The sequence below is a fragment of the Streptomyces sp. NRRL S-1813 genome (genome assembly GCF_000719605.1).
GTDB classification, from domain to species: domain Bacteria; phylum Actinomycetota; class Actinomycetes; order Streptomycetales; family Streptomycetaceae; genus Streptomyces; species Streptomyces decoyicus.
Genome location: NZ_JOHB01000006.1, coordinates 25,850 through 41,706 on the forward strand (window position 1 = coordinate 25,850; position 15,857 = coordinate 41,706).

Annotated in this window: 13 protein-coding genes; 9 read left to right on the forward strand and 4 right to left on the reverse strand. The window is 73.5% G+C overall.

Annotated features, from left to right (window positions below; genetic code table 11):
- Nucleotides 1–32 precede the first annotated feature (32 nt).
- From IF67_RS0111510 to IF67_RS0111525, 4 genes are all read right to left on the reverse strand, one after another.
- Nucleotides 33–1,256 (reverse strand): cytochrome P450, encoded by a 1,224-nt coding sequence (locus IF67_RS0111510; protein ID WP_030984746.1) that lies wholly within the window; start codon nt 1,254–1,256, stop codon nt 33–35.
- Between the two features lie 28 nt (nt 1,257–1,284).
- Entirely contained in the window at nt 1,285–2,406 is a 1,122-nt protein-coding gene (locus IF67_RS0111515; protein WP_030984748.1) for an epoxide hydrolase family protein, read from the reverse strand.
- A 104-nt stretch (nt 2,407–2,510) separates the two neighbouring features.
- Nucleotides 2,511–3,281: an SDR family NAD(P)-dependent oxidoreductase gene (locus IF67_RS0111520; RefSeq protein WP_030984750.1), complete on the reverse strand. Its 771-nt coding sequence runs from the start codon at nt 3,279–3,281 to the stop codon at nt 2,511–2,513.
- 88 nt (nt 3,282–3,369) lie between these two features.
- Nucleotides 3,370–4,533, reverse strand: coding sequence for a winged helix DNA-binding domain-containing protein (locus IF67_RS0111525; protein WP_078889380.1), 1,164 nt, complete (start codon nt 4,531–4,533; stop codon nt 3,370–3,372).
- 247 nt (nt 4,534–4,780) lie between these two features.
- On the opposite strand from IF67_RS0111525, the gene IF67_RS0111530 reads away from it, so the two are divergent.
- The 9 genes from IF67_RS0111530 to IF67_RS0111570 all read left to right on the forward strand — a co-directional run bounded on the left by IF67_RS0111530 (nt 4,781) and on the right by IF67_RS0111570 (nt 15,803).
- Complete coding sequence (locus tag IF67_RS0111530) at nt 4,781–5,923, forward strand: CaiB/BaiF CoA transferase family protein (protein ID WP_037839242.1); 1,143 nt, start codon at nt 4,781–4,783, stop codon at nt 5,921–5,923.
- A 152-nt stretch (nt 5,924–6,075) separates the two neighbouring features.
- Nucleotides 6,076–7,140 carry a glucose-1-phosphate thymidylyltransferase gene (locus tag IF67_RS0111535; protein ID WP_030984757.1) on the forward strand — a complete coding sequence of 355 codons (1,065 nt, stop codon included), beginning with the start codon at nt 6,076–6,078 and terminating at the stop codon, nt 7,138–7,140.
- Between the two features lie 284 nt (nt 7,141–7,424).
- Nucleotides 7,425–9,074, forward strand: a complete 1,650-nt coding sequence (gene cimA / locus IF67_RS0111540) for a citramalate synthase (protein WP_030984759.1) — start codon at nt 7,425–7,427, stop codon at nt 9,072–9,074.
- Between the two features lie 63 nt (nt 9,075–9,137).
- Nucleotides 9,138–10,172, forward strand: coding sequence for a ketoacyl-ACP synthase III family protein (locus IF67_RS0111545; protein WP_030984761.1), 1,035 nt, complete (start codon nt 9,138–9,140; stop codon nt 10,170–10,172).
- Nucleotides 10,173–10,287: 115 nt separating this feature from the next.
- The gene (locus tag IF67_RS0111550; protein WP_030984763.1) at nt 10,288–11,268 is read left to right on the forward strand and encodes an aromatase/cyclase; all 981 of its coding nucleotides are present in this window, start codon (nt 10,288–10,290) and stop codon (nt 11,266–11,268) included.
- Nucleotides 11,255–11,884, forward strand: coding sequence for an antibiotic biosynthesis monooxygenase (locus IF67_RS40275; protein ID WP_051817913.1), 630 nt, complete (start codon nt 11,255–11,257; stop codon nt 11,882–11,884). Before IF67_RS0111550 ends, IF67_RS40275 begins: the two co-directional genes overlap by 14 nt.
- Before the next feature lie 140 nt (nt 11,885–12,024).
- On the forward strand, nt 12,025–12,225 hold the full coding sequence (locus IF67_RS39045) for an acyl-CoA carboxylase subunit epsilon (RefSeq protein ID WP_037839202.1): 201 nt from the start codon (nt 12,025–12,027) through the stop codon (nt 12,223–12,225).
- Between the two features lie 129 nt (nt 12,226–12,354).
- Complete coding sequence (locus tag IF67_RS0111565) at nt 12,355–14,097, forward strand: fatty acyl-AMP ligase (RefSeq protein WP_030984765.1); 1,743 nt, start codon at nt 12,355–12,357, stop codon at nt 14,095–14,097.
- Nucleotides 14,094–15,803 carry an acyl-CoA dehydrogenase family protein gene (locus IF67_RS0111570; RefSeq protein ID WP_051817915.1) on the forward strand — a complete coding sequence of 570 codons (1,710 nt, stop codon included), beginning with the start codon at nt 14,094–14,096 and terminating at the stop codon, nt 15,801–15,803. Before IF67_RS0111565 ends, IF67_RS0111570 begins: the two co-directional genes overlap by 4 nt.
- The last annotated feature ends 54 nt before the right edge of the window (nt 15,804–15,857 follow it).

Sequence of the window (15,857 nt, forward strand, 5' to 3'; positions counted from 1 at the left end):
GCGCCGGTGCGACGCCGGTTGGGCCCGGGAGGTCACCAGGTGACCGGCAGCTCCCACAGCCCGTAGATGACCGCGCCTTCCTTGCGCGGGATCTCCAGGAACGGCTTGGCCAGCCGGAGGTCCGGGATGCGCCGGAAGAGCTTGCTCCACACGATCTCCAGCTCCAGCCGCGCCAGGTCCGCGCCGATGCAGTGGTGCACGCCGTGTCCGAAGCCGAGGTGCTTGCGGCTGCCGCGGGTGATGTCGAGCTTCTCCGGCTCGGGGAAGGTCTCCGGGTCCCGGTTGGCGGCCAGCCCCAGGCACAGGATGCCGTCGCCCTTGCGGATGACCTGCCCGCCGATCTCCAGGTCCTCCAGCGCGACGCGCGGTACCGCGGTGTCCCCGATGGTGGCGAACCGCACCAGCTCCTCGACGGCGGGCTTGACCAGCGCCGGGTCGTCCAGCAGCAGTTGCAGTTGGTCGGGGTTCTCCAGGAGGCAGGCGGTGCCCAGCGAGATCTGGCTGGCGGTGGTCTCGTGCCCGCCGTTCATCAGCAGCCGCACCATGTTGAACAGGTCCCGGTCGGTGTACTCCTCGCCGGACGCCGCGTAGTCGGCCATCGCCCGGCTCAGCAGATCGTCGCCCGGTTCGCGCTTCTTGAGCTGGATCAGTTCGTCGACATAGGCGTTGACCTCGACGATGGCGGCCTGCCGCTCCTCCGTGGAGCTGTGGCCGCCGAGCAGGGCGGTGCCGTGCTTGATGAAGAAGTCGTGCTTGTCCTGCGGGATGCCGAGGAGTTCACAGATGACGGTCATCGGCACCGCCAGCGAGAACACCCGGTGCATATCGACCGGCGGCTGCATGCCCAGCATCAGGTCGAGGTGCTCGTCGACGATCTGCTCGATACGCGGGCGCAGCCGCTGCACCTGCCGGTTGGTGAACGTCAGCGCGGCCTTGCGCCGGGTCGCGGTGTGCTCCGCGCCGTCGTACCCGATGAAGGAGGTCTCGGTGCGGTACTCCGGCGGCGCCACGAAGTAGAAGGGGAAGTTGGCGTGTTTGCGCGAGGCGCTGACCCGCGGATCGGTGAGCAGCTTGCGGATGGTGTGGTAGCCGGTCACCGTCCATATCCGCAGCCCGGAGCCGGTCAGCGTCACCTCCGAGACATCCTGCTCGGCCATCGCCGTGTACTCGGCCGGCGGGCTGAAGGGGCACCTGCGCTGATAGGGGAACGTCTTGGCGTCGGTGGCCGCGCCGGGTCCGGTGGCAGAGGTCGTCACGATGAGTCCTTTCCAGGAGAGGCGGGGGTCAGCGCAGGGTGCGGAAGAACGCGCGCAGGTCGCGGACGAGGTTCTCGGGCTGTTCCAGAGCCGGGAAGTGACCGCCGTGCTCGTGGTCCTTCCAGTCCCGCAGATCGGTGAAGCGGCCCTCGATCCAGGGCCGCGGCATCCGGCCGTCCTTCGGGTAGTTGGCGACGGCGGTGGGCACGTGGACGGGGGCCAGCGCGAGCTTGTTCTGGCTCTCCCAGTAGATCCGGGCCGACGACGCGGCCGATGCCGTGAACCAGGCCACCGACACGGCGTCCAGCAGCCGGTCGCGGGAGATGACCTTCTCCAGGTCCCCGTCGTGATCGCTCCACGCCCAGTACTTCTCGGCCATCCAGGCGAGCTGGCCGGCGGGGGAGTCGGTCAGCCCGTATCCGAGCGTCTGCGGCCGGGTGGTCTGGAGGACCGAGTAGCCGCCTTCCTCCTGCTGGAACCGCTTCATGGCGGCCAGCCCGGCCAGGTCCCGCTCGGACAGCTCGGCCTGTTCCTGCGGCGGCCGGGCGAACGGCATCGTCAGATGCAGCCCCAGCAGGCTGCCGCGGTCGGTCTCGCCGATCACCGCCGAGATGAAGGAACCCCAGTCCACCCCGTGCGCCGCATAGCGGGTGTACCCCAGCCGCGCCATCAGCTCCTGCCACGCCGCCGCGATCCGCTCGGCGCCCCAGCCTGCCTCGGACGGCTTGTCGCTGAAGCCGTAGCCCGGCAGCGACGGGCACACCACGTGGAACGCGTCGGCCGGGTCCGCGGGATCGGTCAACGGGCCGATGATGTCGAGGAATTCCACCACCGAGCCGGGCCAGCCATGGGTGATCAGCAGCGGTACCGCGCCGGGGTGCGGGGAGCGGACGTGCAGGAAGTGGAGGCCCAGCCCGTCGATCTCCGTACGGAACTGCGGCAGCGCGTTCAGCCGGGCCTCGGTGGCCCGCCAGTCGTAGCGCTCCGCCCAGTGGGCGCACAGGTCCTTCATGACCGCGAGCGGGACGCCCTGGGACCGGTCGGCGACGGTCTCCGCCTCCGGCCAGCGGGTCCGGGCGAGCCGCCGGCGGAGGTCGTCGATCTCCGGCTGCGGAATGTCGATGCGGTACGGGGTGATGGCCGGGCTCATAGGAACGTCCCCTCCAGCGCTGCGGCTTGCCTCGGTCGCACCGAGGCTAGAAGTGCGGCCTGAACGCCGGGTCGAGCCCGGCTGGACCAGGGCGTCGCGGCGGGTCAGCCGCCCTGCGGCCCGCCCACGTCCATCCCGCCGTCGATGGTGATGACCTGGCCGGTGACCAGGGCGGACGACGGATGGGCCAGCTGGACGATCCAGGGTGTGATGTCGTCGGTCTCGGCGACCCGGCCCAGCGGGATGCCGTGGGCGACCCCCGCGAAGAGGCCTTCGACCTCCTGCGGCGCCAGGCCGTTGGCGGCGTAGGCGTCGGTACGGACGAAGCCGGGGGCGACCGCGTTGACCCGGATGCCCTGTGCGGACAGTTCGGCCGCCCAGCTGCGCGTCAGGCTGTGCACGGCCGCCTTGCTGGCCGAGTACAGCGAGCTGCCGGGGCCCGGGTTGTGGCCGCCGCGGCTGGAGACCAGCACCAGGCTGCCGCCCGGCGAACGCAGCAGCGGCAGCAGATGCTTGGTGAGCAGGACCGGGCCCAGCACGTTGGTGTCGAGGACCTCCCGGGCGGCGGTCACGTCCAGGGCCGCCAGCGGGCTGAAGCGGAAGATGCCGGCGTTGTGCACCAGCACATCCACCGTCCCGCCGCGCTCGCGCACGGCCTCGGCGACCGCCTCGGCGCCCGCCTCGGTGGTGACATCGGCGGTCACCGGGACGACCGCGGAGTGTGCGGCGGCGGTCTCGGCCAGCCGTTCCTTGCGGCGGCCGGTGACGAGCACGGCGGCGCCCTGCTCGGCGAAGGCGAGCGCGGTGGCGCGGCCGATGCCGGTGCCGCCTCCGGTGACGACGACGGTCCGGCCGGTGAACGGTGCGTGGGGCATGGCGGGTTCCTCTCGGGAAGGCCGGGCGGCTCGTCCGCCCGGGGCAGGGGGTCGTACCGGGCGCACCGGCCAAGACGGGAGGGCGCGGTCACCCTCCGGGCGGTGCGAAGCGGATGTCGTGCGCGCGGGCGTCGGCCGCGGCGAACGCCAGCAGGCGGGCGCCCTCCTCCGACAGGGCGGCACGGTCCGGCGCGCCGAGCGGAGCGAACGGCTCGACGCGCAGCACCGCACCGTCACGGGCGCGGTCGATGGCCCACATGCCGCGGACGAAGCCGTCGACGAGGAAGGTGGCACGGACGATGCCGTTGCGGGTGAAGATCCGCCGGCGGTCCTCGTCGGTGATGATGCGGCCCCGGTCGGCGTGCGACAGCAGGATGTTGTCGAACTCCGGCAGGAACCGCACGGGGGCGGGGAGGTCCGGGTCGGGCAGCGGCGCTCCGGGCACGTCGAACAGCTCGTGGCCGGCGCCGTCCCGGAAGGTGCGCAGCCGGTCCCGCAGACCGTCGAGAACGGGCCGCAGCCGGGTCAGCCCCGACCAGATCTGCACGTCCTTCACGGTGGCCGGGCCGTATGCCGCCAGATAACGCAGCACCACCTCCTGGAGGGAGGGCCCGGCCGTCAGCGGCTCGCCGAGCCAGGACTCGGCGGTGGCGTACCGCGTCCGGCCGCCCACTCCCCAGATCCCGCGCGGCGGCACCTGCACCAGCGGCAGCAGCGTGCGCGCCGCGTAGGCCAGATGCCGCGCCGCCACCTCGGGCCAGCGCTGCTGCAACGCCTCGCCCAGCTCCGCGGTCGTCAGCGGCGCCTCGGCCAGCGCGGCGCGTGCGACGGCGGCCAGTTCGGCCGGGTCCACCACCCCGTCCACCGCCTTGCCGGACCCGCTGCCCACCCACAGGTCGCGGTCCAGGGCCGGCTGGGTCAGCGGGCGCAGCGTGCGGCAGTCCTGTGCCGTGACGAGATGCACCGTGCTGCGCATCACGGCGATTCGGGTCAGGGAACGGTCCTCAAGGGCACCCGCCAGATCCTCGATCGCGAACCCGTCCAGGCGGGTCCACAGGCCGATGTAGGGCGGGCTGGGTGCCTGGGCCTGGAGTCCGACGAGCCGGGTGACCGCGTCGAGGACGCCCAGCCGATGGCGCCGCAGCAGCAACTGGCGTGCCAGCAGGGCACGGTTGAGGGCGCGGGTGCTGAGGACGGGAGTGCCGTCCTCGCCGTTGTGCGGGCGGCTGCTCGCCGGCATCCGGGTGGCCATCGGATTCCTTCGGTCGTGGTGCAGGAGGGGCAGGCCCACTATGGACCGGGGAACTCGCCTCCGGCTCGAACCGCGCGCGGGCGGGTGTCGGCGCGGCGCGAGAGCCCCTCAAGGCCCGGTGCAGCGGCCGCTGTCACCCTCCGCGGATGCCGCCTTCCTCCGCCGCCGGCCGCTCGCCCGCCGGTACACCGCCCCGCCCCGCTGCCGTCCCACCCGCCGCGCCCGTTTCGCACCACCGGGACTCACGGTGAGCGGCGGCCCGCTGCACGGGCTGCGGGTGCTCGAACTCGCCGCGATCGGCCCCGCCCCGTACGCCTGCATGATGCTCGCCGACCTCGGCGCCGAGGTGATCCGCGTCGACCGGCCCGGCCAGGAGCGTGCCTTCGCCGCATGGCACCGCATCCTCGACCGCGGCCGCCGCCCGGTCGCCCTGGACCTCAAGGACCCGGCCGACACCGGTCTGTTGCTGCGGCTGGTGGACGGCGCGGATGTGCTGGTCGAGGGCTTCCGGCCCGGGGTGGCCGAGCGGCTCGGCGTCGGACCCGAGGTGTGCCGCGCCCGCAACCCCGCGCTGGTGTACGGCCGGATGACCGGGTGGGGCCAGGACGGGCCGCTGGCGCAGGCCCCCGGCCACGACATCAACTACATCGGCCTCACCGGTGTGCTGCACGCCATCGGTCCGGCCGGCGGCCCTCCGGTCCCGCCGGTCAACCTGCTCGGTGACTTCGGCGGCGGCGGGATGCTGCTGGTCGCCGGTCTCCTCGCCGCGCTCTTCGAACGGTCGCGCTCCGGGCTGGGCCAGGTGGTGGACGCGGCCATCGTGGACGGCACCGTCTCGCTGACGGGCATGCTGCTGGCCATGGCACAGGCGGGCCAGTGGCGGGCGGACCGGGGCGGCAACCTCCTCGACGGCGGGGCGCCCTTCTACGCCGTCTACACCTGTGCCGACGGCGAGCATGTCGCGGTCGGCGCGCTGGAGGAGCGCTTCTACACGGCGCTGCTGGCCGGTCTCGGACTGGCCGCCGACCGGCTGCCGGACCGGGACGACACCGCCAACTGGCCTGTCCTCCGGCGCGAGTTCGCGGACCGGTTCGCGACCCGTACCCGCGCGGAGTGGACCGCGGCCTTCGACGGCACCCAGGCGTGTGTGACCCCCGTGCTCAGTCTGCGGGAGGCCGCCGGGCACCCGCACCACCGGGCACGCGGCACCTTCCTGCGCACCGACGAGGTCGTCGAGCCCGCCCCCGCGCCCCGGTTCGGACGCACCCCCGCAGGGCCGGACCCGGCGGCGGCGCCCGACGGGCCCTGCCCGCGGCTGCTCGCCGACTGGGGGCTGACGGAAGCGGAGAGCGCCCGGCTGCGCACCGCTGAACCGTCTCCGGCCCGCTGAGCCGCTGTACGCCCGGTCCGTCGGACAACGGGCCGGAAAACCAGCGGGGGTTGAGCGCGCCGCGACCCGCCCGCCGCATTCTGCGGCGGCAGGTCCCAGGCCGCCCGCCGCCGTGCAGCGGCGGCCGGCGACGCGGTGAGGAAGGACTTCCCATGAAGGCACTCGTGTTGGCCGGCGGGCTGGGCAGCCGGCTGCGCCCGTTCAGCCATTCCATGCCCAAGCAGCTGATCCCGATCGCCAACCGCCCGGTGCTCGTCCATGTGATGGAAGACCTGCGCGCCCTCGGGGTCACCCAGGTCGGACTGATCGTCGGGGACCGCGGCAAGGAGATCGCGGCCGCGCTCGGCGACGGCACCGGCCTCGGCGTCGAGCTCACCTACATCCGGCAGCACGCACCGCTCGGCCTCGCGCACTGCATCACCATCGCTCAGGACTTCCTCGGCGACGACGACTTCGTGATGTACCTGGGCGACAACATGCTCACCGACGGGGTGGCCGACATCGCCCGGCAGTTCCGGGAGGACCGGCCCGCCGCCCAGGTGGTGGTGCACAAGGTGCCGGACCCCAGGGCGTTCGGGGTCGCCGAGATCGACGAGAACGGCCGGGTGGTGCGGCTCGCGGAGAAGCCCGCCGAGCCGCGCAGCGACCTCGCGATGACCGGCGTCTACTTCTTCACCCCGGCCGTCCACGAAGCGGTCGCCGCGATCGAGCCGAGCGCCCGCGGCGAACTGGAGATCACCGACGCGCTCCAGTGGATGGTGTCCCACGGCGCGGAGGTGCGGGCACGGATCTACTCCGGCTTCTGGAAGGACACCGGCAAGGTCGAGGACGTCCTGGACTGCAACCGCGAACTCCTCGACCGGCTCGCGCCCTCCGTGCTCGGCGACGTGGACGGGGCGAGCGAGGTGACCGGCCCGGTCGTGATCGAGGAGGGCGCCCGGGTCATACGCTCCCGCATCACCGGCCCGGTCATCGTCGGCGCCGGCACCGTGGTGGAGGACAGCCACATCGGCCCGCACACCTCCGTCGGCCGGGACTGTGTGCTGACCGCGGCGGAGGTGGAGTACTCCATCATGCTGGACGGGGCGACGGTCCGGCGCGTCGGCGGGGTCAGCGGCTCGGTCATCGGCCGGGACGCGACGGTCTCGTCGGCCGTCCGCACCCGTTGCTCCCGCCTCGTCGTCGGCGACCACTCCAGCGTCGAGGTCGCCGCCTGAGCGCGAGACGGCGAGCAGGCACAGCAGCGTTCCCGGCGGGCTCCGGTCCCACCGCCGGCCGGCCCGGCGCCGGCCGGCGGTCCCGTCGTCCTGCCCACCTTCTGCCGGTAGCAGGTCGCGCCGTCCTGCGCCCCCCTCGCCCCGCCCGTGCCGCCGCCCCGGCGCCCCGCGGCGGCCTCTCACGGCGGCTTGAGCGGCCCTCCATCCCCGCTCCACCCCACCGCCCGACCGTGACCGCTCCGAGCCGCCGACCGAGGGCGGCGTGAGTCAGGGACGGAGGGACCATGGCCGAGCAGCGTTTCCAGCTCTACGACACCACCCTGCGCGACGGAACGCAGCAGGAGGGCATGGTGCTCACGGTCGAGGACAAACTCGCCGTCGCGCGCCATCTGGACGCCTTCGGCGTCGGGTTCATCGAGGGGGGATGGCCGGGAGCGGTCCCCAAGGACACCGAGTTCTTCCGCCGCGCGGAACAGGAACTGGACCTGCGCACCGCGCAGCTGGCCGCCTTCGGGGCCACCCGCAGGCCCGGCGCGATGGTGTCCAACGACGCGCAGGTGCGTGCGCTGGTCTCCGCCGGCACACCGGTGGTGACCATCGTCGCCAAAAGCCACCCGCGCCATGTCGAACTGGCCCTGCGCACCACCCTCGCCGAGAACCTCGCCATGATCGGCAGTACCGTGCGCTTCCTCGTGCACGCCGGCCGGCGGGTCTTCGTCGACGCCGAGCACTACTTCGACGGCTACCGCCTCAACCGCGAATACGCCCTGGAGGTGGTGCGGATCGCCGCCGACGCGGGCGCGGAGGCGGTGGTGCTGTGCGACACCAACGGCGGGGGACTGCCGGACCGGATCGGCGCGGTGGTCGACGACACCCGTACCGCGACCGGCGTCCGCCTCGGCATCCACTGCCACAACGACTCCGGCTGCGCGGTCGCCAACACCCTCGCCGCCGTCGACGCCGGCGCCGACCACGTCCAGGGCACCGCCCACGGGTACGGCGAACGCTGCGGCAACGCCGACCTCTTCACCGTCGCGGCCAATCTGCTGCTCCAGCGCGGCCTGGAGGTGGTCTCCCTCGAACAGCTGCGGGAGATGAGCCTGTCCGCCCGGTCCGTCGCCGAACTGACCGGCATTCCGGTGCGCGCCGCCGCCCCGTACGTCGGTGCCGGCGCCTTCACCCACAAGGCAGGCCTGCACGCCTCCGCGCTGCGCGTCGACCCCGGCCTCTACCAGCACATCGACCCGGCGCTGGTCGGCAACGCGATGCACACCCTCGTCTCCGACATGGGAGGCCGCTCCTCCGTGGAGCTCAAGGCCCGCGAACTGGGCTACGACGTCGAGGCCGGCTCCGAGCCGGTCGCCCGCGCCGCCGCCCGCATCAAGGACCTGGAGAGCCGCGGCTACAGCTTCGAGTCCGCGGACGCCTCGTTCGAACTGCTGCTGTGCGAGGAGCTCCAGGGGGCCGTCGCCGGATCGCTGGAGTGTCCCTTCGACGTCGAGACCTGGCGGGTCGGCGTGGACCGGCAGCCGGGTGGCGGCACCCGCACCCAGGCCTCCGTACGGCTGCGGGTCGACGGGGTACCGCTGAGCGCCGCCGGCGAGGGCAACGGACCGGTCAACGCCCTGGACCGCGCGCTGCACACCGCACTCGACCCGTTCTTCCCCGAGCTCACCGCGCTGGAGGTCGTCGACTACCAGGTGCGGGTGCTGCCCGGCAGCGCCGGAGCGGGCGGCGGCAGCGGCGCGGCCGCCCGGGTGCTGATCAGCTTCAGCGACGGACAGCGCCGCTGGGGCACCGTCGGCGTGGACGAGAACACCGTCGCCGCGTCCTGGCGGGCCCTGCTCGACGCGGTCCGCTATGTGCTGCTGTCCGGTGCGCGCACCGGCGAGGACCGCTCCCGGGCGCTGCCGACCGCCGCCGTTGCCGACTGAACCCGCCGGCGCGCCGCCGGGCACCCGGCCGCGCCGGCCGCGAACCACACTCCAGGAGTGGCTGTGCGAGTGGACGACATCTTCATCCGGGGGACCGCGACCAGGCTGCCCTCCTCGTTATCGATCGCCGACGCCGTCGCCGACGGAAGCTGCCCGCCCCAGGTGGCACGGGCGACCGGCATGCTGTCGGTGGCCCATTCGCCGGACGAGTCGGCCGCCGAGATGGGCGCGGCGGCCGCCCGCGCGGCGCTCGCCAGGGCCGCGTCCGCCCCGGGCGACATCGCGCTGATCCTGCACGCCGACACCTACCACCAGGGCCAGGACCTGTGGCCGGTCGCCTCCTACATCCAGCGGGAGGCGGTCGGCAACACCTGCCCGGCCATCGAGATCCGCCAGATGTCCAACGGCGGGATGGCCGCCCTCGACCTCGCCACCGCCTACCTCACCGCCGCCGCAGGACGACGGGACGCCCTGCTCAGCGCCGCCGACCGGTTCTGCGCCCCCGGCATCGACCGCTGGCGCACCGACCCGGGAACCCCCTACGCCGACGGGGCCAGTGCCCTGGTGCTCTCGCGGCTGGGCGGCTTCGCCCGGCTGCGGTCGCTGGCGCTGCTCGCCGACCCCGAACTGGAGCCGATGCACCGCGGCGACGAACCCTTCGGCCCGGCCCCCTTCAGCCACCGCACCCCGGTCGATTTCGAGGAGGCCAAGCGCGCCTTCGTCGGCCGGGTCGGCATGTCCTTCGCCATCAGCCGCGCCAACACCGGCCAGCGCACCGTCGTCAAACAGGCCCTGGCGGACGCGGACCTGGAGCTGGCCGAGGCGGAGTGGGTGGTGCTGCCGCACTTCGGCCGCCGCCGTCTGGAGGCCATCTACTACCGGCCGTACGGCATCGACCCCGCCCGCACCACCTGGGAGTGGAGCCGCACCGTCGGCCACCTCGGCGCCGGTGACCAGTTCGCCGGCCTGGACCACCTCGTGACCTCGGGGCGGGCCGTGCCGGGCGACCGGGTCGTGCTCGTCGGCGTCGGAGCGGGCTACAGCTGGGGCGCCGCCGTGGTGGAGATCTGCGACCGCCCCGCCTGGGCGCAGGGCTGAGGCCCGCCCGCCGCCGGTCCGGACCCCGTCCGACCCATGCTCCAGCTCCGCTCAAGCACCCCCTGCCAGTCTGATGCCGCCGCCTGCGCGGCGCGTAACGAAGGGAAGGTCCGCCGTGGCGCCGACCGTTACCACCACCGGCACAACCCATGTCACCGAGCACACCGTCCCGGTCGCCGCCCCGCCCGGCACCGTCTACGCCCTGGTCGCCGATGTCACCGCCTGGCCGCAGGTCTTCGGGCCGACCGTGCATGTCGAGGTGCTGGAGGAGGCCCGGGGCGAACAGCTGCTGCACATCTGGGCGTTCGCCAACGGCGAGGTACGCAACTGGACGTCGCGCCGCACCCTCGACCCCGCCACCCACACCATCACCTTCCGCCAGGTCGTCTCCGCCGCGCCCGTGGCGTCGATGGGCGGCACCTGGCGGATACAGCCCGATGACGACGGCGGCTGCCGGGTGGTGCTGCTGCACGACTACCGGGCCGTCGGCGACGATCCGGCCGCCGTCGCCCTCATCGAGCAGGCGGTCGACCGCAACAGCCGCGCCGAACTGGAGGCGCTGAAGAACGCCGCCGAACTCGCCGGCCGGCGCCACGAGACCACCTTCACCTTCAGTGACTCGGTGGAGATCGACGGTGCCGCCGCCGATGTCTACGCCTTCCTCGACCGCGCCGACCGGTGGCCCGAGCGGCTGCCGCACGTGGCACGGCTGGAGCTGACCGAGGACGAACCGGGCCTCCAGCACCTGGACATGGACACCCGCAGTCCGGACGGCTCCACCCACAACACCACCTCCGTGCGGGTCTGCTTCGCCGACCGCGCGGAGATCGTCTACAAGCAGCTACGGGTGCCCGTCGCGATGGCCGGCCACACCGGCCGGTGGGAAATAGCGCCACGCGCGCCGCACGGCACGGGTGTCGTCGCCACCTCCTGGCACACTGTCACCCTCGATCCCGAGGGGGTGCGCCAGACGCTCGGGGCCGAGGCGACGCTCGAAGAGGCCCGCACCCTGGTGCGCAGGGCACTGGGGACCAACAGCTCGACCACGTTGCGCCATGCCAAGCAGTTCGCGGAGGAAGCACATGCCCGGACGTGACCTCAACGGGCCCGTCACCGTCATCAACCGGTTCCGCGTCAAGGGCGACACCGGTAAGTTCGAGCGGGAGTTCCACGAACACTCCCAATTCCTGCGCAGACAACAGGGATTCGACTTCCTGGTGACCGTGCGGCTCATCGAACAGCCCCATGTGTACGTGCACTTGGGGCACTGGCGCAGCCTGCGCAACTTTCTGGACGTCGTCCACGACGACACCTTCCTGGACCGGGTGCGCCGCCTCGGCGCGCTCGTGGAGACCGAGGCCGACCAGGCCGTCAGCGTGGGCCGGCTGCTGCACCACGACGCCGCCGTCGGCGACGCCGATGTCGTGCTCACCCACGTCCGGGTCCGCGGCTCGGGCGCGGAGTTCGAGCACCGCTTCGGCGCACTGACGGACCGCTGGTCCCGGCTCGGCGGCTTCGGCGGCAGCGACCTGCTGCGCTCCACCCTCAGCCCCATGACCTACCTCGGGCTGTCGTGGTGGCGCAACGGCGACGCCTGCGTCTCCGCGCTGCACGACCCGCAGGCCGAGGACCGGCTGCGGGAGGTCTCCGAGATCGCAGACGTCACCACCGAACGGACCGTGCACATGGCCTACCAGCGCGTCATCCGCTGATACCGGCGCGCACGCGCACCCCAGGAGCCGAGGACCCACCGGTCCTCGGCTCCGGCCGTTTCCGCCCGCGTCCGGACCGTATAGCGATCTTTGCGGCCGGACACGAGTTCCCTTCGAGCGGCCCGGCGCATCCTGCGGGCATGGCCAACGACATACGGTTCACCGTGGTCCGGGGGAGACCGGACGAGGCCGAACTGGCCGCCGTCACGGCCGTGTTGCTCGCCGTGCTGCGGGCCGGTGAAGAGGCCGGCTCCGGAGCCGGCGAGCCGCTGCCGCCCCGCGCCGGATGGGGCCGCGCACACGGCCCGCGCCGCTCACCCGTCGGCTGGTCCACGCCATGACCGCGCGGCCGCCGCGCGCACCGCACCACCGGCAGTCGCACACCGCCGGACGGGCCGTGCCCGGCGACCGCAACGCACCGCCGCAGGGGCCGACCGGGCCCGTACACCACGACATGTGAGGGGGAGGCGTTGAACGGCAACCACAACTTCACCCAACTCGTCCGCTCCAGGGCCGCCCAGACGCCCGACCGGGAAGCGCTGATCGTGCTGCCCGAATACGAGGGGCGGGCACAGCCCGAAGTGGTGACCTACCGGGCGCTGGACGAGGGCGCCCGGCGGCTGGCCGGCTGGCTCCAGGACCGCGGGGCCGCCGGCGAGCGCGTGCTGATCGTGCACAGCGACCGCAGGCTGTTCGCCATCAGCTTCCTGGCCTGCCTCTACGCCGGCGCCCTCGCCGTCCCGGTGCCGCCGCCCGACGGCCGCGGCAACCTGGAAGCCCGCCTCGCCGGCATCGTCAAGGACGCCGCGCCCCTCCTCGCACTGGCCGACGGGGCCGGTGCACCGGACGTCTCCCGGCTGCTCGCCCGGCACGGTCACGGCCATATCCCCTGCCTTGCCGCCGAGGTCGTCCCCGCCTCCCGGGCCTGGCAGGAACCGGACCTGCCCGGCGACACGGTCGCCTTCCTCCAGTACACCTCCGGCTCCACCCGCGAACCCCGCGGAGTGGTGGTCACCCACGACAACCTCCTCGCCAACCAGCGGGCGATCAGCCGAGTGCTGCACACCCTGCCCGGCGCCCGCCTCGGCGGCTGGCTGCCCTTCCACCACGACATGGGCCTGATCGGCCAGTTGCTGCACCCGCTGTGGCTCGGCGGCAGCAGTGTGCTGCTCTCGCCCGAGGCGTTCGTCCGGCGCCCGGTGCGCTGGCTGGAGGCGATCGGGCAGCACCACGTCACGGTCAGCGGCGCCCCGGACTTCGCCTACGACCTGTGCGTACGGCGCGTCACCGACGAGCAGCTCGCCACCCTGGACCTGTCCGGATGGGAGACCGCCGTCAGCGGCGGCGAGCCGGTGCGCCCGGCCACACTGCGCGCCTTCGCCGAACGGTTCGCCCCGGCCGGCCTGCGCCCCGAGGTCCTCACCCCCTGCTACGGCCTCGCCGAGGCGACCCTGCTGGCGTCCGGCGCACCGGCCGGGACCGAGCGCCGCGAGCTGACCGCCGACGCCGCCGCCCTGGAAACCCATGAGCTGCGGGCCCCCGCCGAGGGTGCCCCGCGGCGCCTGCTCACCGACTGCGGGGAGCCCGCCGACGGCGAACTGCTGATCGTCGACCCGGTCACCCGCAAGCCGCTCCCCGACGGACGGATCGGCGAGATCTGGCTGAGCGGCGACAGCGTCGCCCGCGGCTACTGGCGCCGCCCCGCCGAGACCGCCGCGGCCTTCAACGGCACCACCGCGGCCGGCCGCGGCGGCTATCTGCGCACCGGCGACCTCGGCACCCGCGAGGACGGCCGGCTCTATGTGACCGGCCGCCTCAAGGACATGATCGTGGTGGCCGGCCGCAACCTCTATCCGCAGGACCTGGAGACCACCGTCCAGCGCCTCAGCGCCCTCTTCGGCGCCGTCACCGCCTTCGTGGTCCCCGGCGAGCCCGAACGCGTCGTCGTCGTACAGGAGTTGCGGGCCGGCAGCCGCTACGACATCGACCTCGCCGCCCTCACCTCCTCGATCGGTGCGGCCCTCACCGAGGAGTACGACGTACGGGCCGGCGCGGTGCTGCTGGTACGGCCCGGCACGGTCCGCCGCACCACCAGCGGAAAGGTCGAACGCGCCGCCATGCGACGGCAGTTCCTCCAGGGCGAGCTACGGCCGCTGCACCAGCAGATCGAGCCGGACATCCAGCAGCTGCTGCCGGTCGGGAGCGTGCGATGAGCGGCCCGGCGCAGGACCGCATCGACCGCCTGGAGTCCGCGTTCGGCCCGCTCGACGACCCCCACAACCCCTGCGGCCAGGACGCCCTGCTCGCCGCCGACGCCGCCGGCGAGTCACTGGCCGCGGCCGAAGCGGTGCTGGACTCCTACGCCTTCGTCGCCGAGTTCGTGCCCGAGCGCCACGGCGGCCGGCTGGCGCGGATGGATGTCCTGGGCCGGGTGCTGCGCCCGGTCTTCCGCCGTGACGCCTCCCTGGGCTTCGGCTACGGACTGAACTGCTTCTTCGCGGCCGTCCCGGTGTGGACCGGAGGCCAGGACGACCAGTGCGCGCTGGCCGCCCGGCTGCTGCTCGACGGCCGGCGGATCGCGGTCGCCCGCCACGAGGTCGCCCACGGCAACGCCTTCGTCCGCGAGGAGTTCGCGGCGGAGCCCGTCGAGGACGGGTTCCGGCTCAACGGCAGCAAATCCGTCATCGCCAACGCCGCACGCTCCGCGGGCCTGGTGGTGTTCGCGCGCACCGGCGAGACCAGGGGGCGCACCCACTCCGTGCTGCTGCTCGACCGCGAACGGCTCCCCGCAGGACGGGTACGCAACCTGGGCCGCCGCGCCACCAACGGCATGCGCAGCACCGACTTCAGCGGCCTGAGCATCACCGACTGCGTCGTCCCGCGCGACTCCCTGGTCGGCTCCCTCGGCGACGGCTACGAGCTGAGCCTGCGCTCCTCCCTCGTCATCCGGGGGCTGATCCCGTCCATCGTGCTGTCCGGCGCGGACACCGCGCTGCGCACCGTTGCCCGGTTCGCCACCCGGCGCCGCGCCGACGGCCGCTCCTCGCTCGACGTGCGGCATGTGCGGGACGTGCTGACCGGCGCGTTCCTGGACCTTCTGCTCAGCGACTGCCTGGCCGCCGTCGCCACCCGCGCCCTGCATCTGCTGCCCCGTCAGATGAGCGCCTACGCCGCCGCTGCCGCCTACCAGGCGCCCAAGCTGCTCGCCGAGTCCATGGACGAGATGTCGGCGGTGCTGGGCAAGGCGACCTTCGCCGAGGCCGGGGCGTACGCCATGTTCCAGAAGCAGCTGCGGGATCTGCCGGTCACCTCGCTCGGCCACGCCGGCAGCGCAGGACGCCAGGTCAGCCTGCTGCCACAGCTGCCGTACTTCGCCCGCAACGCCTGGTTCGCCGACCCCGAGGCACCGGCCGCGCTGTTCCGCATCCACGACGGGCTGCCGCCGCTGGACCTGTCGGAGCCCGCGCTGCTCGGCGACGGCGATCCGCTCGCCGCGACCCTGGTGGCCTGCACCGACGAATTGGAGGGCGACACGGCCGCGTCCCCCGGCGGCACCCTGCGGTTCCTCGCCCGTGCCTTCACCACCGAACTCGCCGATCTGCGGGAGGCGTTCACCGATATCGCCCCCGACGACCGCAAGGCGCTGGCCAGCCCGCACGCCTTCGGGCTGGCCGACCGCTACTCGCTCGTACTGACCGCGGCCGCCTGCCTGGGGGTGTGGCGGGAGCAGCGCGCCGGCTCCGACGCCTTCCTCGCCGACCCGTCCTGGGCGACCGCCGCGCTCTACCGCCTGGGCCGCCGCCTGGGCCTGCCGCTGCCCGACCGCCCGGCCGCGGAGGAGGACCGGGTGCTGGCCGAGGTGCTGGCCAGACTCCACGGCCGCCGCAGCTACGACCTGTACGGATCCGCGCTGGCCTGACCACCCGCGCGCCCCGTCGCCGTACCGACGTACCCGACCTGCCCATGAGGAGCC

What these genes read in the sequence shown, in the direction of transcription:
- IF67_RS0111515 (WP_030984748.1), bottom strand. Translation starts at nt 2,406, where the DNA reads ATGAGCCCGGCCATCACCCCGTACCGCATCGACATTCCGCAGCCGGAG.
- IF67_RS0111520 (WP_030984750.1), bottom strand. Translation starts at nt 3,281, where the DNA reads ATGCCCCACGCACCGTTCACCGGCCGGACCGTCGTCGTCACCGGAGGC.
- IF67_RS0111525 (WP_078889380.1), bottom strand. Translation starts at nt 4,533, where the DNA reads ATGGCCACCCGGATGCCGGCGAGCAGCCGCCCGCACAACGGCGAGGAC.
- IF67_RS0111535 (WP_030984757.1), top strand. Translation starts at nt 6,076, where the DNA reads ATGAAGGCACTCGTGTTGGCCGGCGGGCTGGGCAGCCGGCTGCGCCCG.
- cimA (WP_030984759.1), top strand. Translation starts at nt 7,425, where the DNA reads ATGGCCGAGCAGCGTTTCCAGCTCTACGACACCACCCTGCGCGACGGA.
- IF67_RS40275 (WP_051817913.1), top strand. Translation starts at nt 11,255, where the DNA reads ATGCCCGGACGTGACCTCAACGGGCCCGTCACCGTCATCAACCGGTTC.
- IF67_RS39045 (WP_037839202.1), top strand. Translation starts at nt 12,025, where the DNA reads ATGGCCAACGACATACGGTTCACCGTGGTCCGGGGGAGACCGGACGAG.
- IF67_RS0111570 (WP_051817915.1), top strand. Translation starts at nt 14,094, where the DNA reads ATGAGCGGCCCGGCGCAGGACCGCATCGACCGCCTGGAGTCCGCGTTC.